Here is a 22,627-nt window from a genome sequence, read left to right as displayed (position 1 = left end):
TCATGCGGATCGCGAAGGGGATCTCCTGCTCGACGAGAAAAGTGAACCATTCCTGACCGATGAACTCACGATCCGCCAGCAGCATCCGAACGGTTGAGGCGTCGAAATACGCGAGATACCGCTTCATCAGCGCGATGCGCTGAGCGGTCGTGCTGTTGCCGGAATGCGGGAGCATGGTCCACATCAACGGGACACGGAACCTGGCCGTGATGACGGCCAACACGAGGACGTTAACGTCGGTCTTGCCGATCTTCCAGTTGGTGCGGTCAAGACACAGATGCCAAGGGCGAGGGTTGCCGAGCAGCGAGATCACGATGCCCACGCTCCAATCCTCGGGCAGGCACACGTGTTGGAAGAAGCGTTGCAGACGGCGATAGGTCGATGCAACCATGGCGCGACTTGGCCGCTCGCTCGCGATATGCGTCAGGTTCACCGTTCGGGCGCTGATCATGCCAAGCAGGATCATGCAGAGCGTGTCGAGCCGTGACTTGCCCAACGGCACATGCGGAGTTAGCGTTTTCTGGAGATCGGCGAGAGCACGGATATTCAAGGGACCGTTCCTTTGGCGAGGTCGAGTCCACCAGAAGAATCTCTCTTGCCGGTCTCGGCCACCCCAAAAACGGCTGTGTCGTGTAGTCTGCTTCGCGTAGGGAAATCGCCCGTAAGTCACTGTCTTGGCGGCGAGATTCCAGCTCGATTTCGACCGTGGACCCTCCGATGGAGCGGAATTCCCTGTAAATCCCGGGGTATCAGGGAAATCCCACGCAAACCGCACCTCCTGAAATGGCCGACAGAGACCGGCCCCGTGAACACGGCAATCCCGCTTGGCGAAGTGCGTCTGTGTCCAGGGAACGACCCCACAAGCCGCGGAAATCGCGGGGGAATTCTGCTCGAATTCGGTACAGGGAAATGAGATGGGGGTCGGTGGCGGAGACGAAGGGATTCGAACCCTCGAGACGGTTTCCCGCCTACTCCCTTAGCAGGGGAGCGCCTTCGACCACTCGGCCACGTCTCCGTTGGCGGGTGTATCCATCTCAGACCAAGGAAACAAGGCCAAAAATCAATGTGAAGGCAAACCAAGCTTTCGAACCACTGGTGCCTGCCTTCACTTGAAATCCGCACCCAGACGCATGGTGCAGTGGCAAGAATCTGGCAATTTTTAAGGCCTGGTCAAAGGAAGTTTTTTGATGTCTTGACGTTCTTCAACGTTTTCGGCGCAGCACGTCGGCGCCGGGCAACAGGATCTCGAGGAAGCCCTTCGTTTGGGCTGGCCGTTCTTAATCTTTGAAGACGGGGGCAGTCTGCTCATGCATCCGGCCTACACGCGCATCCGACACGCCCGGTGCCGTCGTCTGCAATCAGATCGACCGCTTCTCCGGAGGCAAGTTCGCCTGTGCAGCGAGACGAGCCCCGATGCGACCGGCCCGTGAACGGCACCGCCGATGCTGCGAAATGGCCGTTCTATGCGGACGTTCACTTTGCGTGCTTGATGAGGCCGCATCTCGAGATAATGACATACAGATCAAAATGCTTGGGCTAACGTCTTCGTCGAAGGCTGCGGCGCAACGCACGATTGCCCTCGTCTGGATCATCCTCGCCAGGGTGTTTTCCTCCACCTTTCCAATCGTCAGACACCAGCCATTCTTCAAAGAAAATCAGCCACAAGTGTGTCCATGGGATGATGGTAAGGTCTAAACGCTTGCTGTCATCCCATTGCCCGGTCCCAGGCAAATATAGGCAGAGCCGATCTGGGTCACGGTAGATATGCGGGAGATCACGTCGGCCAGCGAGCAACCTCAAATCCGGGTCTATAACCCGCACATCCGGCGTTCCGTCCCTCTCCAACACGAGAATCACCCGATAGGATCGGGAGAGCGGCGTGGGTCGTGCGATAAAACGCCATTCCAGACGGTTAGGGCGAAGCAGCCCATTCCCGACAGTCGTCTTGGAACGCTGAAGGAATAGATACTGCTGGGACAACGAAAGCCTATTTCTTGCGGGCACGTTCGACAACGTTTTCAGTCTCCAAAGAACTCGTTCTTGGCGACCGGTGTCGAGGCGGCCGATCTCTGGGTGGTCAGACCGACACCTGCGCCGAGCATCAGAGCACCCGTCTTCCTTCCTTCGTTCAGCACATCCATACGCCGGTTTATGGTCCGGGAGACCAGCCTGTCGCCCAGGCTTTGTTTCATGGAACCCACAATTGCGTCGAGGCCGACGAGGTCCCGCAGCGCTTCAAAGTCAGCCAGCGCCTTGCGGTGCCATTTGTAGAAGGCCTCGACCCGCGCCGGTTCTTCATTCCATCGCTCGGCGAAATTCTCGTCTTCCGCGGTTTCGTTCCAAACCGCGTAGATCTGGCAGCCGTTCACCAACGGTCGCTCGATGAAGACGGGCATCAGGCGGATCGTATCGATGAGCACCTGGAGTTCGTCGACGAACACGTGGCGCCTGACGCACATCTCATAGGATCGCATGGCCAGCGTCGTGATGATGATCGAGATCGGCGCGATCTCCTCCTCAACATGCAGGAATTCCAGATCCCGGTGACGCTTCAGGAGCTGCACGGTCCACCGGAGAATGCCCTTGACCGACTGGCGGACCGGGAACGGCTCGATGGTGGCCGCATCGCGTTGTTCGGCGGTGATCGACTGCGTCATCCTTGGGACCAAGGCCGCTCGCTCGTCGAAGAGGGCCCGATAGGCCCGAGGATTTGTCACGTGCCAGTCCCGCAGCTTACGATCGGGCACCAGTTCACCACCGTTTATGCAGTTTGGATTGGCAATCGTCGGCGAGATGTCGAGGTGAAAGTCACCGGCGTAGTTCAGGCGCCAGCAGCGCTTCTTTTCTTCCAAGATCGAAGCGTAGTAGGCGTGTTCACGCAGACGCTGACCGATCGCAGCCTTCACGCGTGTCGGCTCGATCTCTGGGCCAAGGCCGAGGATGAAGCTGATCAGGTCGACGTCGAACTCGTCGCGTCCGATCGGTTTGATCGAGGTGCCGAGCGCGCCGGAGCCGTGCAGATAGACATGGAGGGAGGCAAGCATGCAATCGCTCGATCCAGCCAACCAGTCCGCGACGGCTTCGTAACTGGTTCGGGCCTTCTCAAACTGGGTCTTGGTCCATTCCAGCTCCTGGCAGATCTCCTCGAGGATCGTGAAGACTTGGGCGCGCCGTTGAATGGCGGTGTCGGTGAGAGGTTGCGAGAATATCTGGTTCATGCCGCGTTCCGTTCGAGTTGATGCACGGGCACGAACGGCTCGGCGGGTTGCTGAAAGAAGATCGGGATCAGGGTGGGGCTCGCGTGCCTGGCGCTCGAGGCGCCAAGCCCCTTGAGCCTCCGGATCTTGGTGGTGTCGTCGAGGGAAAAGAACCCGTCCGGGACGCTCGGCGAATACCGGTGAACGGCCGTTCGGTCGTGAGGATCACCTGCCAGATGGCGAGCAATGCCGAGCGCACCGCGGGACTGCCCGTCCATGAGAAGACTGAGGGCCTTCAACCCGAGGCCGGCCTTACCGGGGGACTCAGGCAGCATGTAGACCTCGTCAACACAGCCGAGGCTCAGGATGTGCAGGTCCTGTGGAGACCAGCCGAGCATCGAGATCGCTTCGACAGTCGCGACACCCACCGGATTGTTGCACCAGGTGCCGCCATCAAGAAGGCCGACATCATCCACCGTCTTGTGGCGCGCGAAGTAGGTCGGGGCTGCCGACGTCGCCATTGCCGCGTCGAGCGCAGGCTTCCGGTAATCTTTGGTCAGCCGTGGATGATGCGAAGTCTTGTAGATGTAGACGCTGCGCTGATCGGCATCCCAGGCCGGGATCAGCAAACGGGTTTCCGCCTCGCCGATGAGCTTGTCGCCAAGGACGGCGTGGAGCTCGTCCCGCAGTGCTGATGCCTCGTGTTTGGGCTTGACCAGGTGACGTAGGGCGGCACGCGCATCCCGGGTCTTTCGACCGAGCCAGCCTGGGTCTCCCGCCTGCCCGAAGATCGTCGGCCCCCGGCTCTCGTAGAGTTCCAGAAGGGTCTTGGCCGGGATGCCGAGGGCAAGGCCCACCGCGAGAATACCCCCGGTTGACGTTCCCGCGATCAGATCAAAGTAGCGACCAATCGGCTCATCCAGGTCTTCTTCCAAACTCGCCAGGAAGGCTGCCGGTTGGGTTCCTTTGATGCCACCGCCATCAATGCTCAGGATACGTCTCATGGTTCGCGAAGTCCTTATTCCTGGTTCGGGGCGTTGGCGCTGCATTCGGAGCTTCGATCACCCTCTCAGCCTTTGATGTTGCGAGGATCGTTCCCGTGTGAATCCGATTGCGCGATGCGGCCATCACGATTGTGGATCTTCAACTCGGTCTCGGCGTTGCGACTAATCTCGCGAGCGCGCTGAACCGCTTCCTGCTTGGTGTCGAAATGCCCACTCGAGCGCCCCCCTCCTCCACGGCGGATATCCCATCCGCGATCCGCATTCGGCACGACGTGATGCGTGCCGGGTTTTTTGCCTGTAGCCATTTGGGCCTCCATGGTCTGGCTTCTACGAGAATCAAAGTTCGTAGTAACGAACATGCACCCAGATAAAGCTTGTGCGTATGGCGTGTCAAGGACTACAGGTATGGCGATAACGAACTAACGGAGAAGAGGGTATAACTGTGCCAACACCGCTGGGAGAGCGAGTTCGCGAGCTACGACGAAAGCGCGGGCTCACTCTGGAGGGACTCGCCGAGCGGGTCGGCTCCAGCAAGAGCTACATGTGGGAGATCGAGAACAAGGAAGTCACACGGCCTTCGGCTGAAAAATTAACCTTAATCGCTACCGCGCTCGACACCACGGTTGAGTATCTTTTGGTTGGCGAGGGGGAAAAGGAAGAGGAAGAATCCGAAGACATCGCTTTCTTCCGCAAATACAAAAAGATGAAATCCCCGGAAAAAGAGCGCCTCCGCCGGATTCTGGATGCCCTGGACGACGATTGATGGTTGGCGAAAAGCGAAAACCCCCGCAGCAGGAGGCAAACCGGCTCTCGATCATGCTCCGACATGTATTGGGCGAGGGACGCTTCCCGGTAGACATAGAAGATCTTGCCCGAGAGGTTTCACGAAACAACGAAGACCCCATCGGCAAGATCGTCGGTGGCGACCTCCCAGGCTTTGAGGGAATGCTCCGGCCGCACAGAAAACGTCCAGAATGGCACATCGTCTACAATGATGATCCACGTTATCGAGGCCGAACGCGCTTCACCATAGCGCATGAATTTGGACACTATCAGCTCCACCGCCCGATTCTCTCCAGCCGAGATTACTCGACCGGCCACCTCAAGCGAGAATGCGATTTCCAATGCAAACCTTTGCGGCCGAGTGCATGGGATGAAGGAGAAAGACAGCGCGAGGAAGAGGCCGACACTTTCGCATCCTTCTTGCTGATGCCGCTTGATGATTTCCGCGCACAGGTGAACGGCGAGGAGGTGACCGTCGACCTTTTGCACCACGTCATCGATCGTTACGGCGTCTCGCTCACCGCAGCCTGTCGCAAATGGATCGACTTTACGAACAAGCGTGCAGTCATGGTTATCGCGCGAGACGGCTTCGCGAAGTGGGGCCGTGCGAGCAAGTCTGCTTACAAAAGCGGCATCTTCGTTCGGCCAGGGATGCCAATCCCTGGCGACGCGCTGGCCGCCGTCTGTTCTGACGAACGGGGTTTTCTGTCGAAGAACCCAGTTTCGCGACCCTCTGGAATTTGGGATTTCAGCCGTGGGTCCGAGCCCGTGCGCGAGCTGGCGATGGTGTCTGAGTTCCTTGATATGTCTTTGACCATTCTACAATTCGATGACGCCATAGATTCCCAGGATATCGAAGAGGAAGAGCCATGGGACGCTTGCGATCAATTCCAATCTGATCGTAGATCATGATTTTGGCTTTCGGGTCAGAATCTACGTCTATAACTACGATTGCCTCAAGAAATTGACAGGCAAGCAGTCGCCATGAAAGCCTGCTACTTGAGCGCCGGGACCAGTTCATCGAATCGTGTCCAGTCTTTCCTTTTCCTGAGCTCTTCGCGCGTCAATGTCCGGCTCTTGCCATTGGCGACCGTGCTGACGGGCTCGGGCGCATGTCGAGGAAACAGGCGCCCTTGTGACCACTGGGTCTTGCTGTGCACGATCTTTACTTTGACAGCGATGACGTTTTCACACTGAGGATCAAGCTCCGGGATGAAGACGTAGTGGTGCCCGAGTATCGAGCCGACACGGCACGCCGCGGCCAACCAAGTGCGCTTGGTTTCACTCCATGGCTCGTTCATGGGACACACTCGAGGCAAATAGAAGATCGGGTGCCTTTGGCGCTGCACCATTTCCGCCCGGACATAGAAGTATATTTGCCAGGGCGATTGGAGTTGAGCGATGATTCCGCAATCCACCATCGCAAACTTGCTCTTGACGAGTTTGGTCGCCGCGGTTGCCAGGCTATGGGAATAACGAAACCTCAGCTTCCGTCCATCGAGCTCGAGAGTTTGAAAAAGCCCCGTGCCGTCGAGGTCCAGCATTCCCTCGTGGATCATGTTGAGGTCATTGGCGGCGGGGGAAGCTGTCGTCGCGCAGAGTGTCGCGCAGAGGGCGGTGCAGGTCCGAACCTGTCCCAGCTTATCCGCCAGCGCCATGAACGACGGCTGCCACCCTGGGTGATTGTCGAGGTAGTGATAGGTCGCATGAACGAGCCGCAGCGCGTTCAGCTTGAGTTTCTTTTTCTCGAGAAGAGTCACTACCTTCTCGTCGCACTTGTAGTGGGTTGGACTGGACATGATTGTCTCCTTCGGTTGATCCGAAGAGGAACTACGCCCCGGAGACATCCGCACAAAATGCAGGATTGGCCAAAGAATTTGCGCGGCTATCCGTGAAATCGGCGCCGTCCGCCAAGAAAGCTGCGTGATCGCCCGTGATTTCTGTCATTCAAATCCAAAGATCGTGTGTTCACGCCCCAGACTTCCGTTCAAATTGGCCAAGGTCTGGGAATAATTTCCAAAATAATTGTTCCGATCTCAGTATAACCTACTGAAATTAATGCCATCCTCACTGCGGGAACCTATTGGAACCTCGGAATAAAGATGGGAACCAAGAGGGAAGACCCCGGATCAACAATCGAAAACGGCAGCGATGGTGCGGCCAACGGCCTTCCCGATCAGGGCGTGCCGGTCGTCGCCGGCGCGTCCGGCGTGGTATCTCCATCAAAGATCATGCAATGTCAGCGAAAACACGAGCAGGGGGAATCGCATGAACGCCGTCGAGATCGAGGAAGCTGTATCCCAGCTGGCCGACGCTGCCTTCGATCCCCAGGAGTTCCCCTTCGCCTTCCTGACCGCCTTCGGCAACAAGGAGGCGACCGTCAAGCGCCTGCGCACCGGCAACACCAACAAGTCCGATGTCGGCGGCGTGCTTCAGCGCAACAACATCCACATCGCGGTGGCCGAGCCCAGCCAGACCGTCGAGATGCTGGCACGCCTGCGCGCCAGCCCCCTGACCGAGCGGCAGAAGGCCAAGTTCATCTTTGCGACCGACGGCACGCACTTCGAGGCCGAGGAGATCGGGTCTGGCGAGGTCATCTCGGGCCCGCTGACCGAACTCGGAAACCATTTCGGCTTCTTCCTCCCATTGGCCGGCATCTCGACCGTGGCCGAGGTCAAGAACAACCCGATCGACATCAAGGCCACCGGGCGGCTCAACCGGCTCTACGTCCAGATTCTCAAGGACAACCCGGACTGGCAGGCGGCCGACAAGCGCGGCGATCTCAACCGCTTCATGGCGCGGCTGATCTTCTGCTTCTTCGCCGAGGACACCGGTATCTTCAACGGCGATGACCTGTTCACTACCACCCTCCGCCAGATGACCGAGGCGGACGGGTCCAACACCCGCGATGTGCTGCTCGAGCTCTTCCGGTCCATGAACCTCGACCCGCGCAAGGGCGACCGGGCGGGTGTGAAATCCTGGGCTGATGTCTTTCCCTACGTCAATGGAGGGCTCTTCAAGGACGATATCGGCTGCCCGACCTTCACCCGCACCTCGCGCGCCTACCTGCTGCGCGCGGGCGAACTCGACTGGAAGACCATCAATCCCGACATCTTCGGCTCCATGATCCAGGCCGTCGCCGACGATGACGAGCGTGGTGAGCTGGGGATGCATTACACCTCCGTGCCGAACATCCAGAAGGTGCTGGACCCGCTGTTCCTCGACGACCTCCGCGAGCAGCTCGAGGCGGCGGGCACGAACAAGCGCAAGCTCTTCAACCTGCGCCAGCGCCTGTCGCGCGTCCGTGTGTTCGACCCGGCCTGCGGATCGGGGAATTTTCTCGTCATCGCTTACATCAAGATGCGCGAGATCGAGGACGAGATCATGCGCCGCCGGGGCGAGGCTCTGGAGCGTTCGGCCATCTCCCTCACCCAGTTCTACGGGATCGAGATCAAGAGCTTTGCGGCCGAGATCGCCCGCCTGTCGCTGCTGATCGCCGAGTTCCAGTGCGACGTGCGCTTCATCGGTCAGATGGAGGCCCGGGCGCTGGTCCTGCCGCTACATGCGACGGGGACTATTGTGACGGGCAACGCACTACGGATCAACTGGGAGGACGTCTGCCCTCCGGTGACGGCTTCGACCGAGGAGCAGGATCTGGGCGGGCCGACGGGGCGGTTGAACCTGGAAGGCGGTGGCGAGGAGTGGGAGACGTATATCTGCGGGAACCCTCCCTATCTCGGCAGCACGTGGCAATCAGGGGGCCAGAAAGAGGAACTCCGGGAACTCGTTGGTCGTCGGATCAAGTCATGGAAGTCCTTGGACTACGTAGCCGGATGGCTCATCAAGGGTTCGGACTACATGGGCCGGCAGAATACTTCTGCCACGGCGTTCGTTAGCACCAAGTCTGTCTGCCAAGGCTCGCAGGTGCCGATTTTATGGCCACAAATCCTGGATGCCGGGCAAAAAATCTTCTTCGCACATTCTCCATTCAGATGGGCAAACCTTGCGTCGCATAACGCCGGTGTGACTGTGGTCATCGTTGGGTTCCGTCCCCAAGTCACAGCATCGAGCAGAAGGATTTACGAAGTTGGGAGTGACGGGCGGCCTACGTCAAAAGAAGTTTCAAATATTAACCCATATCTGATTGGTGGACCTGACATTATTGTCCATCCAGTCAGCCGGACTCCGGCCAACCGAGGCAAGATGGTATGGGGCAACAAGCCCACAGATGGCGGAAATTTTTTCCTCTCGCCGGACGAGAAGAATGTTCTCGAACAGAAGTTTCCGAGCTCGCGTCGTTTCGTCAAGCGGTTCCTTGGGGCGCAGGAGTTCATCAGAGGTGATCTTCGCTATTGCCTCTGGATCGAAGACGGCGAGCGCGCAATTGCAGAGGATATCCCGGCTATCGCCTCACGAATTGAAGGGGTTAGGGAGATGCGTGCGAACAGTAAAGCCGCCGAGACACGTCCGGCCGCCGACTTCCCCCATCGCTTCCGACAAATTCAAGGGACCGCCGAACGCCATGCGCTGGTCGTAGCGAGAGTCAGTTCGGAAAACCGAGAATACCTGCCCGTCGACTTGGTTGATCAAGATACTATAATCGGCGACAGAAATTTCGCAATTTATGACGCTCCTATCTGGAGCTTGGCCCTTATTGCCTCGCGAATACACCTAACTTGGATCGCCACCGTTTGCGTTCGCATGCGAACCGATTTTTCCTACTCCAACACGCTCGGTTGGAACACCTTCCCTGTCCCAAAACTCACCGAGACCGACAAGATCAACCTCACCCGCTGCGCCGAGGACATCCTGCTCGCCCGCGAGGCGCATTTCCCCGCCACCATCGCCGAGCTCTACGACCCCGAGAAGATGCCCGCCGACCTCCGCGCCGCCCATGATCGTAACGACGAAACCCTCGAACGCATCTACATCGGCCGCCGCTTCCGCAACGACACCGAACGCCTGGAGAAGCTCTTCGACATGTATAGCAAGATGACCGCGAAGAAGGAGAAGGCATCATGATGAGCCCTCTCGACGCGATCAACGCCGAACCGCCGAATGTTTGGATCACTTATTTCGATGGGTTCGACCCCAGCACATGGGGTTTTGTAGGGTTCGACACAGATGGGAAGCGCAAGAGCTTCCTCCGTCGGAGCCAAGCTGGTGTGTTGGTCGTGATCGCAGGGTCTCCTCAGGCAAAGCCAGAGGAGAAGCATCAGATCATCGGTGTCCTCCAATGCTCACACGAGATTGGCGTCGATCGAGATTACATGCCGAGTGCTGCATTCGCGGACAAAGAAAGCAATCCGAGGTCACGAGGGAGCTGGGCCAATGCTGTTCGCGTTGTTCGAGCCTGGGAGGTATCCGAGGATAGCAGGATGCACATCAGAGATTTCGCATCTGAAACCTATAAAGGGACGAATGGGCAGCACATCGGGTCTCAAGGCACGCCATTGTCTATTTATGAGGCGAAGCGTCTTCTTGCGATGAACCTTCGCGAAATCGAGGTATTCAATTGCCCTCCAATTGGTGAGACAAATTTTGCGCCTGCGGAGGACGTGCTGCGGCCAAGCCGCCCGGGTCCCACGTCACAATCGCCGACAGAACACAGAGAGGCCGAGGGCCCGTGCCACGTCTACGTCCTGGCCCTGTCCGGCAAGCCGGGCATCTTCCTCAACGATCCGAGTGCCCGCGGCAAGATCGTCAAGGCCGGTTTTTCGAAGGCTCCTGAAGACAGGCGAGAAGCCCACAACCGGCATATCCCGGTCGGCCCCTTCCAATGGAACGTTCTGAAATCCACCGAGGCCGAGGGCCGAATAGCCTTTCCCGGCTCCATCCAGGGTAAGGCCGCAGAAGCTGCCATGATCGCGGTGCTCGACCGCGACGGACGGTCTCTCGGGCGAGAGTTCTTCCTCGCAGAAGACGGCGTCATCGAGGAAGCATGGAAGACTGCGATCGAGGCAGGAGAGAAGACATGACCGACCACGTAAAGAATGCCCCCTCCGTCTCTGTCCAATACGCCGCAACCGGCGCCTCGAAGAAGTCCAACGAGCTCGGCATGCGCGCCATGCAGGAGCGTGCCTACCAGATGCGTGGCGAGCAGTATCTGCTGATCAAGTCGCCCCCGGCGTCGGGCAAGTCCCGGGCGTTGATGTTCATTGCCCTCGACAAGCTCGAGAACCAGGGGCTGAAGCAGGCGATCATCGTGGTGCCCGAGCGGTCCATTGGCGCGTCGTTCAAGGACACGCCGCTGTCGAAATACGGGTTCTGGTCCGACTGGAAAGTCGCGCCGCAGTGGAACCTCTGCAACGCGCCAGGCGCCGATGATCCGAAGGTTGCCAAGGGCAAGGTGGCATCGGTCAAGGCGTTCCTGGCGTCGGGTGACCGTGTGCTGGTCTGCACCCATGCCACCTTCCGCTTCGCCGTGGACGACATGGGCGTCGAGGCCTTCGACGACCGGCTGATCGCGGTCGACGAGTTCCACCATGTCAGCGCCAACCCAGAGAACCGCCTGGGCGCGCACCTGCGGGACTTCATGGTGCGCGACAAGACGCACATCGTTGCCATGACGGGCAGCTACTTCCGCGGCGACGCAGAGGCTGTCCTGATGCCCGAGGACGAGGCGCGGTTCGAGACGGTCACCTATACCTACTATGAGCAGCTGAACGGCTACGATCATCTGAAGTCGCTCGACATCGGGTATTACTTCTACAGCGGTCGCTACCTCGATGCCATCGCCGAGGTGCTGGATGCCGGACGGAAAACCATCGTCCACATCCCGAACGTGAACGCCCGCGAGAGCTTGGGGGACAAGATCCGCGAGGCGGAGGACATCATGCAGGCGCTCGGCACTTGGAAGGGTGCCGACCCCGATACCGGCTTCCAGCTTGTCGAACGCCCGGACGGCACTGTCCTGAAGATCGCAGATCTCGTGGATGACGACGGCGCCCGCCGGGACCGAGTGATTGGCTCTCTGAAAGATCCCGCCCACGCTGACGACCGCAACCATGTCGACATCATCATCGCCCTGGGGATGGCAAAGGAGGGCTTCGACTGGATCTGGTGCGAGCACGCGCTGACCGTCGGCTATCGATCCTCGCTGACCGAGATCGTCCAGATCATCGGCCGCGCTACACGGGATGCACCTGGTAAGACGAGCGCCCGTTTCACGAACCTGATAGCGGAGCCCGATGCGTCGGAGGAGACGGTGAATGAGGCCGTCAACGATACGCTGAAAGCCATCGCCGCCAGTCTGCTGATGGAGCAGGTTCTGGCGCCGAAGTTCACCTTCACCCCTAAGTCGGCAGGCAGCAAGGACGGGTTCGACTACGGCGAGAATGGTTACCAGAACGGCAAGACCAACGTTGGCTTCAACGAGGGGACCGGACAGTTCCACATGGAAATCGGTGGGCTTGTGCCTCCGAAAAGTGCCGAGGCCAAGCGTATCTGTGAACAGGACATCAACGAGGTGCTGGCCGCCTTCGTGCAAGACCGTCAGACTGTCGAGCGCGGAGTCTTCGACGACGAGACGCCGGCCGAGGAGTATACACAGATCCGGATGGGACGGATCGTGGCCGACCGGTATCCGGAACTGTCCGATGACGACCGCGAGGCCGTGCGGCAGCATGCCGTCGCGGCGATCGCGATGACGCAACAGGGCAAGGCCAAGGCGCCCGCACATGATCCTTCGGACGAACCCAAGGCGAATACGGCCTTCATCACAGGTGTCCGCCAATATGTGACGGATGTGAAGGACCTGGAAATCGACTTGATAGACCGGATCAACCCGTTTCAAACCGCCCGTGCTATCCTGGCGAAGTCGATGGACGAGGCGGTCTTGCGGGATATCGCGGCAATCATTGCCAGGAAGCGCATCAACCTCACCCACGACGAGGCGCGCATGCTGGCAGAGCGCGCGGTCCGTTTCCGGCAGGAGCGCGGCCGCCTGCCTTCGCTGACCTCGACCGACGCCTGGGAGCGTCAGATGGCGGAGGGCATAGCCTTCCTTCAGAGAAAGGCGGCTGCAAATGCCTGAACGGTCCGATCTCGATATCCTGTCCGACCTCGGTCTTGAACCGATCGAGAAGAAAAAGGCCGCGACCAGCCCGCGCGAGGCACGCATCATCGCCGGCTTCGAGGACATCCAGAAGTTCACCGAGGAGCACGGAAGGGCACCGCAGCACGGCGCCGATCGCGACATCTTCGAACGCCTTTATGCCGTCCGGCTCGACAGGCTGCGGGATCTGGTAGAATGCAGGGAACTGCTGGCTGCGGTCGATACACAGAATCTTCTCGCGGTGTCGAAACCGGGCTCGCACGACGAAACGCAACCGCAAGATCTCGATGACGACGCTCTGCTCGCGTCGTTGGGTATATCTGGAGAGGAGCAATCCAGCCTCACAGAACTCAAGCATGTCCGGACCCAGGCTGAACGTCGCGCCGTGCCGGACGATGTTGCCAGCCGCCAACCGTGTCCGGACTTTGATCAGTTCGCGCCACTCTTCGACGCTGCAAGGGCGGACATCGCCGATGGCGCACGGCAGACCCTGAAATTTGAACGCAAGTCCGAGATCGAACCCGGCCGGTTTTTCATCGTCGATGGGCTGATGGCATACGTCGCGCATGCGGGTGATCCGTTCACGAACGAATCCGGGAACCGGGACAGCCGGCTGAGGGTCATTTTCGACAACGGAACCGAGAGCAATCTGCTCGCCCGGTCATTGCAGAAAGCGCTCACACAAGATCCAGCAGGTCGTCGCATCACCGATCCCGACGCGGGGCCTCTGTTCAACAACGCCGTCGAGGGTGGGGGCAGTGACACTGGCACGATCTACGTCCTGCGCAGCCAGTCCGACCACCCACTCGTCGCCGAAAATCGCGCCGTCATTCACAAGATCGGTGTCACCGGTGGGCAGGTCGAACGGCGGTTCGCGAACGCGGAAAAGGAACCGACATTCCTCTTGGCAGGCGTTGAGGTGGTCGCGACCTTTACGCTGATCGATATCAATCGGGTGGCGCTCGAGAACCTGCTCCACCGGTTCTTCGCGCCTGGTCGGCTCGACATCACGATCCAGGATCGGTTCGGCACACCCGTGCATCCCAGGGAGTGGTTCATCGTGCCGCTCGACGTGATCCATGAGGCGGTCGAGCTTCTTCAGAGCAAGACGCTCCACCTCCATGAATACCGCGCTGATCAGGGAAAGATCATTCAACGCGCGTGAAATCATTCACTGGTGGGAGAACTGGCGAAGGGCAAGTCCGCCGTGACTGCCTTGTCTGCGTCCTTGGAAATTTTGCTGTGGCTGTTCGTATCCTTCAGCGGTTCCAAGCCCAAGAATTCACGATCCTTCGGGCGCGTGATGCACGCCTCGACGCGCTCCAGGCTGCGCTTTTGGGCGTCCGTGCTGAGCGATGGCAGTGCTGCCAGGTAGGCTGCCCCGTAGAGCAATTTTCGCCGCGCATCGTCTTTACGATCCTGCTTGGTCGCTCGTCCCTTGAGGTCCTTGAGGCGGTTGCGGTTCTGCTCGATCTTCCTCGCGACCACTGCGATCTGTTCGTCGATTTTCGGCATGATCTTTCCTTTGGTTGCATGATTTCCTGAGAGGGAGATCGCGCCTCCGAGCAGTGACTGCGTCCCTTTGATAAACGTTTTTTCCGGTCCCGCCGGGTGACCCCGTCGGGCCCGCGGCGAAAGACAAGGGCGCAGTTACGCAATCTTCGATTGCCTGCGCGCTTGGGCAGCGGGCCTTGAGTAGCGAAGACCACGCGAGGGCGCGATCTTCCGATACATGAAACACAGACGCATACACCCAGCGAGCCACTGTCCGCTCCTCGTCATCTCTCGCGCCGATGGGCGCTCCTCGGTCGCGGCTGCCGCCTACGCCGCGCGGACGAGCATGACCGATGAACGAACGGGCCGCCGCTACAACTACCGTTCAGCGGTAGGCCTTATCTCGGAAGGGGTGGTCGGGTGGGAGAGAAGCGCGGAGGACCTCTGGAACGCCGCAGAGAAAGCGGAGGTCAAGAGGAACGCAAGGGTGGCGCGGGAACTTCGCCCGGCACTGCCCGCCGAGCTGCCGCTCACCGAACAGCACAGGCTCGTCAAGGGATTCTCGTGCTGGTTGCGGGACGAATTTGGAGTCGCGGTTCATCATGTGGTCCACGCGCCGAACTTCAACAATGCGATCGAAGGGAAGCGTCTCTGGCGCGATCGCCACACGCCGGAAGGTCTCCAGGAACTCCACGAAGCTTTGTTCGATCCGGCGATGACGAACCGCAATTTTCACGCGCACATTAGGTTCACGACGCGAACGGTAGACCGAGATACAGGTGCCTTTGGAGAAAAGACACGTGTCCTCGACGATCTGAAGACCGGCCCTGAGATGCTTCTCAAGATTCGCGCCGAGTGGCAGCGCAGGACGAACCAGGCGCTTGCGCGGAACGAATCGCATGCCAGAATCGACCTTCGATCTTACGAAGCGATGGCGGAGGCTGGGGATGCACCAGAAGGCCTTGAGGCGCAAGATCACCTCGGCCCACGAACGACACAAAAGGCGCGTGCCGCTGGTGACGACGTCACCCAGCGGATGCCAATGGCAGCGCTCAAGAGGGAGGAGACACTGGCACGCAATGAAGAACGCTGGGAGTGCTGGTCCACCCTTCGTGCGCTCGAAAGAAAGAAGGCGCGTCTATCAGGGCGCTCCGAGCAGATTGCGGCTGCGCGCGAAGCCGAGCGCAAGAGAGAACGCGACACAGATTGCGCGCGGATAGTGCAGGCGCAGACTGAACAAGACAAACGTAAGGCAGTGGACGACGCGGGTTCGATCGATCTTACAACAGTGCCGGGCGGCGGCTACGAGGCCGCCATTGCATGGGCGAATGAAATGAATACCAACAGAACGCCGCCTGAAGACACTGTCGGCGCAAATGGGCTCCATGGCTCGTCTCCCACTGTTGAACCCAGCGATGACGAGGACCGGGACGACGAATTCGAACAAGAGATCGACCCGGAGGAATATGAGAATCCCGACACAGTCGCGGCGACTGGAAAGCGGATCAAGGTCCGCAGGAAACAGAAAGTGAAGGTTCGACTGAAGGGCGCAGGTTAGCTTGAAATATCCTGCGCCACAAAGCTTTACCTTATGCCGCTACCTTCGCTCCAGAAGAACAGCCTGTTTTCTGCGGGAGCGTGGAGTTCATGAAAGCCAGATCGGCTCCTTTCTGTTTCAGGCGCTCTTGTTTTTGCTCCATGAAGTCCCGATACGTGAAGATTGCACGCGCCTCATATCCGATGGCTCGGTAATCATAGGCGGGAAGGTGTGTTCGATCAGATTCTGTCAGGCTTTCCCACCACGCGATCGCGTCTTTGGCTTCATCTGCCAGGAATTTCTGCGTCGGCTTCAATTCCTCCCGCGCCGTGATTTTCTTGTGATTTGAGTCATCTTCCCGAGCTGCTCGTTCACGATTTGACAACGCGGCCAACAGTGCATCATTCAAATCTTTCGCGTGAAAACCTGAGTGTAGCTTACTGTGATATGGGGACACAGCTGCCAGTTCTTCGGTCGTCATCGCAACCAGCTCGCGGCCGAAGAGGTCGGTCCGGAGATTCGCCTCTCGGTTCAGCCAGAAATCTTCCGCAGCCTCGACGAGCTGATGTTCGGTTCTCCAGTATCCCTGCATTATGGAAACGTAGCAGTGAAATGAATCGGCGTGAATTTTCTCCGGTTTGGCTGAAATTTCAAATTTCACGCCTTTATAGGCGTTATCTTCGTCGAACTGGACCTGAACCAGCACGCCGATGGAGGAACCGGAAGAGGGGCAGATAAACCGCTCCAGGTCCTTGAGCGTCATATCGCGAATTGCATCGCGGAGTTCGTATGCAGCCACGGATGCAGCGGCGGTCAGCGGGCGGGGCGATTTGCAAGGTCTCAGGATCATCGTGATCTCCATTGAATGACTGGTGATCGGTATGTTGGATCGGCGCCCGAGGGCCGGAAGAAAAAAGTTACGAAGAGAAATTTGGCGACCTGATCGCTTCGGCTGACCCCGGGAAACGAGATGGAGAAGAACTAAGCGTCCCCGGGCGCGCGGAGAGGGGTGTCCCCTCTCCGGCCTCTCCCCAGCAGCCCGGACACGATGAACATTGCGACCCGGCCAGAAGGCAGGAGGGCAACGCGCTTGGGCTCCTCCTTCTGCTGCGGTCCCTCTTGTCGAGAACCGCAGCAGAAGGAGGAGCTGAGAGGCGCGCAGGAAAGAGGATCTGGACGAACGGACATTGACCCGACCCTGGAGTCGGAAACGCCCGAATGGGAGATACACCATGTTCGACACCGATGCTTTCACCTTCACTAAGCCGCTCTCGGCACTCGGCGACCTCCGGAGCTTCATCAACGAGCACGCTGACGCCTTGCTCAATGCAGCGGCACTGCTCGGCGGCCAGCCCGGCGTTCGGCTCGCCCGCACCGCCCTGGACGGCCTCGCAAGCTTTGCGACGCCTTCGCGCAGCATGATGCAAGCCTGGGGCAACCTACTCGATCTGCTGATGCTCGAGCATGTTCACGATCCTGATCGGATCGAATCCGCCCGGTTCGCCGGGATCGATTTTGGGAGCCCAGTGGTCGAAGAGATCTGCCTCCTCGCGGACGGCCTGAACGCCAGGCTCGAGGCCTATCATGACGCCATGAATGAGGCGGCAGTGGCCGTAACCCAGCAGGTGGCGGCATGAGCCGTATGATCGGGTTCGCCCCGCGCCTCGCCGATCTGGTCGATGGTGTTGATCTGACGCCCGAAGCAGTCAGCCGTCTCGCCGCCATCGCGTTGATGCAGGCTCACATTACTGCGGAGGCGCTGACAGACGTGGTCATCCCGTCGCTCGAGCCATCGAAACGTGGCTTCGCGACATCTATGGCCGGGCGGATCGCGCGGCGCGAGATCTTCACCGACCAGTTTTTGCAGGATCTCGAGGCGCTCAACGCATCGCTCGGTGTCGAGATCGACCGGGGAACACACGTCTATTGGCACGGCGACGACAATCACGTGCGGGGAGGATACCGGTCGATCTTCGTGGAGCCGAACGCAAGCGCTCTTACCGAGGCCAAGGGCGACCTGGCGATGCTGCGGGATACCGTGCTCGCCGCGCTCTGCGGCGCGCGGGCCCTCCACGAAGCAGGCTTCGATTTCAAAACCTGATTTTCGGCAGCGCCCAGAACGGGCGCTGCCCATTGAGGGCCGCATGGCCCGCGCTCGTTGAAGGATCACCACGAGCGGGCGTGCCGACTCCATCCTTCTGCTGCTCATTCGGCGCGCCCTTGACCAGAAAAGCTCTAAAAAAATTACCTCAAAATCATGAGCTTGCGGGAAATCCAAGGCTGGAATCCGATTATTTCGATTTTTCGGCGACTGGCGCGAAAGCGTCGAACCCATCGTTCTGGTGCCACCCAAGCGGTGGCGAAACCGAAACCCTGATCTCGAACCCGCCGGAAGACACCCGCAATGAAAGCGCAGAATTGGACAGATTGGGCCATTGAGCCTCTGAACCAAACAGGAGCGGCCCGAGCCCTTGGGCTCTGTGACCGCGCTTTCCTTGATCTGATCAAACAACTTGAAAAAGCCCAGATCGATTTCTGCGAAAGAAGCGGAAAGCGCCGTGTCTTCTATCCCGAGCACATTCAGATAATGCGTGACTATAGAAAATGCCCGAAACTCAAAAAGCCTACGACCCGACGTGGGACGAAACCTCTGGCCGCTGGACGGTCTCCTTTTCCATCCGCGGAAGACGATTTCGCCGTCGCCTTCGCGAAATTCCAGAAACCGACAAGACGCTCGCATGCCGTGTAGCCAAGAGGCTGTATGAGGATGCTTGGGCCGACGCGGTCGCTCCAAAACCGGTTGAGCCTGAGAAGCCTGCCGCCGAGCCTTTCATCGTGGCCGCCAGCCGTTACATCGACAAAGGTCGCGAGGCGCGCTTCGTAGAGCGGATCGCCGCAGCCATCATCGCGGACGAGCAGATTCCAAGCGATATCTCTATAGATGATATCGATGACGCTGTGATGCTGCGCCTGAAGGAGGTCATGTATTCTGGCGCGGCTGATCAGACAATCCACCGCCAGCTTATCACTCCCATGCGATCCGTCATAAACTTCGCCAAGGAGAAATGGCAGGAGTCAAAGGTCAAGACCCGCGATATCCCGCGCACCCGGTGGTTGACGCCCGAAGAAGCTGAGCGACTGCTCGTCGCCGCAAATGATGAAGCAGTCGTAGGGAAATGGGACCCAGATCGCACGACACTGAAGAAGATTGCTTTTATGCTGGGCGGTGGAGCCGGTCCTGGAGAGATGCTGGAGGTCCAGGCCAGTCACTTGAAACCTGAAAGTGGAGAGGTCTGGATCGAAAAAGCGAAGTCGGATTACAGACCCCGCTGGGTGCATCTGCCACCCAGGGCATGGAACCTCATGGGCGAACTCCCCGCGGACGGCGAAGTATTCCTGACTCCCCAAGGAAAGCCTTATGTCATTCGGGAGAACGGCGGCGGGCAAATCAAAGGGGCCTTCGACGCTGTTCGCAAGGCAGCAGGCCTCGGTCCAGAAGTTACGCCGTATGTTCTCCGACATACATGGGCCACCTGGTATCTCAGCCAAGTCGGGATCATGGACACGCTCAAGAAGCGAGGGGGCTGGGCCAATGACCGCATGGTCGCACGCTACGTTAAGCTGGCGCCGGCCGATCTGAATAACCGTCTCTTGGCGCATGGCTGGGACTTTATTCCCAAAGCCACTCAGGAATGGGAATTCGGAGAGTTGGTCAAGATCTGAGCTCAGTGCACATCGCCCGGGGAATGTCCTCCGGGCGATTGCGGTTCCGTTCGCTGAAGCGCATTGTCGGCGACATGACAGATGATCTCACTCCGCATCCCATTGTTCGACCCATCGACATCCTCTCGGGCCTCGGAAATCTCGAGCGGGCCGAGATGTGCCACATCATTGCGCTCATCGAATGCGTGGATGGCCTCTTCCTCGCGAAAGGTGCCGTGGCGGGGGTTGGTGCCAAGCTCGGTCTCGACAGTAATCAGGCTGCCACGCACCTCAAGGCAGCGCAGGCTGACCTTGTCAAATCAGCCGCCTGCGATGGAGCATTACGCTTCCGTCTCTGGTCGCGGTTGTCGGACGCCTTGGCGCTCCCGTCCGCGCCGCCACTGTCCCAAAAATCCTGCACCCGATCGGCATCTGCATTTGCCGTGCGTGCTTCCGAACGACTGACGCCATCGATCCGGGCCCGCCATCGGAAGACCGAGCATGGGATTCCCGACGACGGTTTAGCCAAACAATTCGGCGGCAAGGTTTCCGAGTATTGGAAGGCGGTGAAGGCTGCTGCTGTTGCCGAGCCACCTCTACCATTTCCGGATATCGTCGCCGAAGAGATGCTGGCGCTACTTGCCGACGATGAGATTGTCGAGGCTGCCGCAAAGGAGGTCGATCCCGAGATCGCGCGGGCCCTTCGCGATGGGCAAGTCAGAGCGCGCAACGCCATGGCCGCTGGGGGCGTGTGGGCCGGCGGCGCGGCGGTCGTCGCGAATGCAGGTTTCCTGCCCTACATGCTGGCAGCACAGCTCAGTGCGATCATCCCATTTGTCGGAGGCCCAGCCCTGGTGTCGCTGCTGGCGACGCTCGTCAACCCCGTGACCGTCTTCGCAGGCGTCGCCGCGCTCGGCTGGCTCGGGATGGGAAAGGGCTCGAAGGTCGTCCGCAGTCAGGTTGCGGCACGTCTCGGCGTTCTGATGGCGGCGCAAGGCGCGCGAAATGGCGCGGCCGGACTGGACCAGTTCCTCGCAGATATGCGCAGTCTTGACAGAGAGCCATCCGGGTCTTTCAAGTGGATGAATTCAAACGATCGGGCCGCAATGCGTCGAAGGATCGGGGCTCTTGGCGGTCGCCTCACCGGCTCAATGCCCGCTCCCGCTGGACCACCTCCGGAGCCTTGGTCCTCGAGAACGATTTCGAGCGACGTGACGGATGCCACGGCGGCATTCGGTCTGACGACCGGCGAAATGCTCTGGCACGCGGCGGCGCTTGACCCAGACGTCATGCAGGCCGCCGATTTTTCACGCTCCGCCGAACTCGGTGATCCTGTGGCCTTCGCCTCAAGCGCTGGGCAATTTCTGGAAACCGGCGCCGGATGGTCGCTGCGGGGATACACGGCCGAGCGTTTGGTCATGGATCAATTGATCGCAGACGGTCATGATGTCCGCCTCGCAGAGGCCAGCAATACACCCGGGCTGGACCTCGTCGTTGACGGAGCGGCGGTTCAGGTGAAATGCGGGGTTTCACTGTCCATCCTGACCGAGCATTTCGAGAAATACCCGGATATTCCGGTGATCGCCAACGCAACGCTCGCCGAGCAGGCCGCAGAGACTGGCGAACCCTGGGCGCATCTCGTGACGACGCTTCCAGGCTTCGAGATCGCCCCGATCGAGGCACAGATTGCCGAGACGCTCGGCCATGCAGCGGACCTTGCCAATCCCGACATTCTACATTTTGCGCTGTCGATAGGCGTCCTGCGCGGAGGTATCGAGGTTGCGCGCGGACGGGTTCCTGTCTCGGACCTGCCCGCTTGGCTCCTTCTTGATGGCGCCTCACGCGGTCTGCTGGCTTTTGCCGGCGGAAAGGCCGGAGCATGGTTCGGTCTCGTCGCGATCGGCCCGGCCGGTGCTCTCATACTCGGCCCAGCAATCGGTGCCTCCGCGCTCCTGGGAAACAGCAGCCTGAAAGGTGCCGCACAGAAGCGCCTGATGGCGGAGTGGCACGAAAACCTTCTTCGTCATGCGGAAGAACTTCATCGCGTCATCGTGGCTGCCCTCGATCGCCGTATTGCACTTCTGGAAGATCGCGTTCGGGTCTTCGCTAACCGGGCACGTAGATCGAATTTAGAAGATTGGATGGCGCAGCGTGCCCAGGATGATGTGATCGCCGCCCTGGAAGATCGCGTCGAGCTTGAGGCCATGCATCCAAACACCGAGGTCGATGCAATCCGGTTGCTGTTCATCGCGCGAGATGTTGCCCCGACCGATGCTGCGGTCCTCGGTGGGGTCGGCGAGGTCGAACGGACGATTGCCTGCAAACCTGGCCTGAAGACTGCCATGTTGGAGGTCGGGCGACCCGTCGCAGGTGCTTTTCGATCAGGGCTGAAGGGCAGTTGGTTCAATCGCCGAAAAACGGAAACCAGTGACGCTGAGCTGTAGGAAATTGGGTTGGCAAGAAGCTGGCAATTTCGACCGAAAGACTAAATAACCATTTTATTTCAATAGATTAGCGGTCTTAGCAGGGGAGCGCCTTCGACCACTCGGCCACATCTCCGTCGATGCGTATAGCCGCGCAAGCCAAGGATATTCAAGGCGGAATTCCACTTCCTGCCTGAATACGCAGACTACACGACTCCCACCCGCAGCCGTCTCGGGACGACGAGATTTCGGGCGACGAGAGGCGTTTCGGGACCGGACCGCATCCATCGTCGGACCTCATCGAAGCCGGTCCGGAACCAGGATTTCGAGCAGTATCCGTGCTTCTTCCGGGCGGGGTATTTGTGTCCCATGAGCTGGGCTGCAGCACGGCAGATGAGGGCGATGGCAATAGCGGTTATGGCGATGAGCAG

20 protein-coding genes, 1 tRNA gene and 1 pseudogene are annotated in these 22,627 nt (G+C 59.4%); 12 read left to right on the top strand and 10 right to left on the bottom strand.

The window, feature by feature from the left end; genetic code table 11:
• The 6 genes from JSE7799_RS13490 to JSE7799_RS13470 form a co-directional block, all read right to left on the bottom strand.
• Positions 1-550 (bottom strand): transposase family protein (locus tag JSE7799_RS13490; RefSeq protein ID WP_503089887.1); only part of this gene is annotated, 550 nt, incomplete at its 3' end.
• 375 nt (positions 551-925) lie between these two features.
• Positions 926-1,015 (bottom strand) — tRNA-Ser (locus JSE7799_RS13485).
• A gap of 521 nt (positions 1,016-1,536) precedes the next feature.
• Complete coding sequence (locus JSE7799_RS22560) at positions 1,537-2,004, bottom strand: type II CBASS E2 protein (RefSeq protein ID WP_503089888.1); 468 nt, start codon at positions 2,002-2,004, stop codon at positions 1,537-1,539.
• Positions 2,005-2,018: 14 nt separating this feature from the next.
• A complete protein-coding gene (locus JSE7799_RS13480; protein WP_055664084.1) occupies positions 2,019-3,218 on the bottom strand; it encodes a nucleotidyltransferase domain-containing protein in 1,200 nt (399 codons plus the stop codon).
• Positions 3,215-4,201 carry a CBASS cGAMP-activated phospholipase gene (locus JSE7799_RS13475; RefSeq protein ID WP_186201943.1) on the bottom strand — a complete coding sequence of 329 codons (987 nt, stop codon included), beginning with the start codon at positions 4,199-4,201 and terminating at the stop codon, positions 3,215-3,217. The genes JSE7799_RS13480 and JSE7799_RS13475 overlap by 4 nt, the downstream gene beginning before the upstream one ends.
• 65 nt (positions 4,202-4,266) lie before the next feature.
• The gene (locus JSE7799_RS13470) at positions 4,267-4,560 is read right to left on the bottom strand and encodes a DUF2188 domain-containing protein (RefSeq protein WP_245624893.1); all 294 of its coding nucleotides are present in this window, start codon (positions 4,558-4,560) and stop codon (positions 4,267-4,269) included.
• 83 nt (positions 4,561-4,643) lie between these two features.
• On the opposite strand from JSE7799_RS13470, the gene JSE7799_RS13465 reads away from it, so the two are divergent.
• Entirely contained in the window at positions 4,644-4,964 is a 321-nt protein-coding gene (locus JSE7799_RS13465) for a helix-turn-helix domain-containing protein (protein ID WP_055664081.1), read from the top strand.
• On the top strand, positions 4,964-5,896 hold the full coding sequence (locus JSE7799_RS19975) for an ImmA/IrrE family metallo-endopeptidase (protein WP_083480593.1): 933 nt from the start codon (positions 4,964-4,966) through the stop codon (positions 5,894-5,896). Before JSE7799_RS13465 ends, JSE7799_RS19975 begins: the two co-directional genes overlap by 1 nt.
• Before the next feature lie 83 nt (positions 5,897-5,979).
• Here JSE7799_RS19975 and JSE7799_RS13450 read toward each other — a convergent pair whose 3' ends face one another.
• A complete protein-coding gene (locus JSE7799_RS13450; RefSeq protein WP_055664078.1) occupies positions 5,980-6,783 on the bottom strand; it encodes a hypothetical protein in 804 nt (267 codons plus the stop codon).
• Positions 6,784-7,252: 469 nt separating this feature from the next.
• Between JSE7799_RS13450 and JSE7799_RS13445 the strand changes: the two genes are divergently transcribed.
• Genes JSE7799_RS13445 through JSE7799_RS13430 form a run of 4 tightly spaced genes read left to right on the top strand, consistent with a single transcriptional unit; the run spans position 7,253 to position 14,205 of the window.
• Positions 7,253-10,006, top strand: coding sequence for a class I SAM-dependent DNA methyltransferase (locus JSE7799_RS13445; RefSeq protein ID WP_055664077.1), 2,754 nt, complete (start codon positions 7,253-7,255; stop codon positions 10,004-10,006).
• The gene (locus tag JSE7799_RS13440; protein WP_144431709.1) at positions 10,006-10,962 is read left to right on the top strand and encodes a hypothetical protein; all 957 of its coding nucleotides are present in this window, start codon (positions 10,006-10,008) and stop codon (positions 10,960-10,962) included. The genes JSE7799_RS13445 and JSE7799_RS13440 overlap by 1 nt, the downstream gene beginning before the upstream one ends.
• Positions 10,959-13,019 carry a DEAD/DEAH box helicase gene (locus JSE7799_RS13435; RefSeq protein ID WP_055664075.1) on the top strand — a complete coding sequence of 687 codons (2,061 nt, stop codon included), beginning with the start codon at positions 10,959-10,961 and terminating at the stop codon, positions 13,017-13,019. The genes JSE7799_RS13440 and JSE7799_RS13435 overlap by 4 nt, the downstream gene beginning before the upstream one ends.
• Complete coding sequence (locus JSE7799_RS13430; RefSeq protein WP_055664074.1) at positions 13,012-14,205, top strand: GIY-YIG nuclease family protein; 1,194 nt, start codon at positions 13,012-13,014, stop codon at positions 14,203-14,205. Before JSE7799_RS13435 ends, JSE7799_RS13430 begins: the two co-directional genes overlap by 8 nt.
• Before the next feature lie 2 nt (positions 14,206-14,207).
• Here JSE7799_RS13430 and JSE7799_RS13425 read toward each other — a convergent pair whose 3' ends face one another.
• Positions 14,208-14,555 (bottom strand): hypothetical protein, encoded by a 348-nt coding sequence (locus tag JSE7799_RS13425; protein WP_055664073.1) that lies wholly within the window; start codon positions 14,553-14,555, stop codon positions 14,208-14,210.
• A 217-nt stretch (positions 14,556-14,772) separates the two neighbouring features.
• Between JSE7799_RS13425 and JSE7799_RS13420 the strand changes: the two genes are divergently transcribed.
• Entirely contained in the window at positions 14,773-16,092 is a 1,320-nt protein-coding gene (locus JSE7799_RS13420) for a MobA/MobL family protein (protein ID WP_083480592.1), read from the top strand.
• A gap of 31 nt (positions 16,093-16,123) precedes the next feature.
• Here the strand turns inward: JSE7799_RS13420 and JSE7799_RS13415 are convergent, their stop codons facing one another.
• A complete protein-coding gene (locus JSE7799_RS13415; RefSeq protein WP_222101767.1) occupies positions 16,124-16,933 on the bottom strand; it encodes a hypothetical protein in 810 nt (269 codons plus the stop codon).
• Positions 16,934-17,303: 370 nt separating this feature from the next.
• Here JSE7799_RS13415 and JSE7799_RS13410 point away from each other — a divergent pair, with 370 nt between their 5' ends.
• The 5 genes from JSE7799_RS13410 (at position 17,304) to JSE7799_RS13395 (ending at position 22,217) form a co-directional block, all read left to right on the top strand.
• Positions 17,304-17,708, top strand: a complete 405-nt coding sequence (locus JSE7799_RS13410; protein WP_055664070.1) for a hypothetical protein — start codon at positions 17,304-17,306, stop codon at positions 17,706-17,708.
• Entirely contained in the window at positions 17,705-18,172 is a 468-nt protein-coding gene (locus JSE7799_RS13405) for a hypothetical protein (protein WP_144431708.1), read from the top strand. The genes JSE7799_RS13410 and JSE7799_RS13405 overlap by 4 nt, the downstream gene beginning before the upstream one ends.
• A 119-nt stretch (positions 18,173-18,291) precedes the next feature.
• Positions 18,292-18,510, top strand: coding sequence for a hypothetical protein (locus JSE7799_RS20585; protein WP_144431707.1), 219 nt, complete (start codon positions 18,292-18,294; stop codon positions 18,508-18,510).
• Between the two features lie 165 nt (positions 18,511-18,675).
• Positions 18,676-19,794 (top strand): tyrosine-type recombinase/integrase, encoded by a 1,119-nt coding sequence (locus tag JSE7799_RS13400; RefSeq protein ID WP_055664068.1) that lies wholly within the window; start codon positions 18,676-18,678, stop codon positions 19,792-19,794.
• A 74-nt stretch (positions 19,795-19,868) separates the two neighbouring features.
• A complete protein-coding gene (locus tag JSE7799_RS13395) occupies positions 19,869-22,217 on the top strand; it encodes a hypothetical protein (RefSeq protein ID WP_144431706.1) in 2,349 nt (782 codons plus the stop codon).
• 185 nt (positions 22,218-22,402) lie between these two features.
• Here JSE7799_RS13395 and JSE7799_RS21115 read toward each other — a convergent pair.
• Positions 22,403-22,627: pseudogene (locus JSE7799_RS21115) on the bottom strand (IS4 family transposase); the annotation flags it as partial.

This window comes from Jannaschia seosinensis (assembly GCF_001408515.1).
In the GTDB taxonomy this organism is placed as follows: domain Bacteria; phylum Pseudomonadota; class Alphaproteobacteria; order Rhodobacterales; family Rhodobacteraceae; genus Jannaschia; species Jannaschia seosinensis.
The sequence above is the reverse complement of the archived record's forward strand: the minus strand, read 5'-3'. Positions and strand labels throughout refer to the sequence as shown.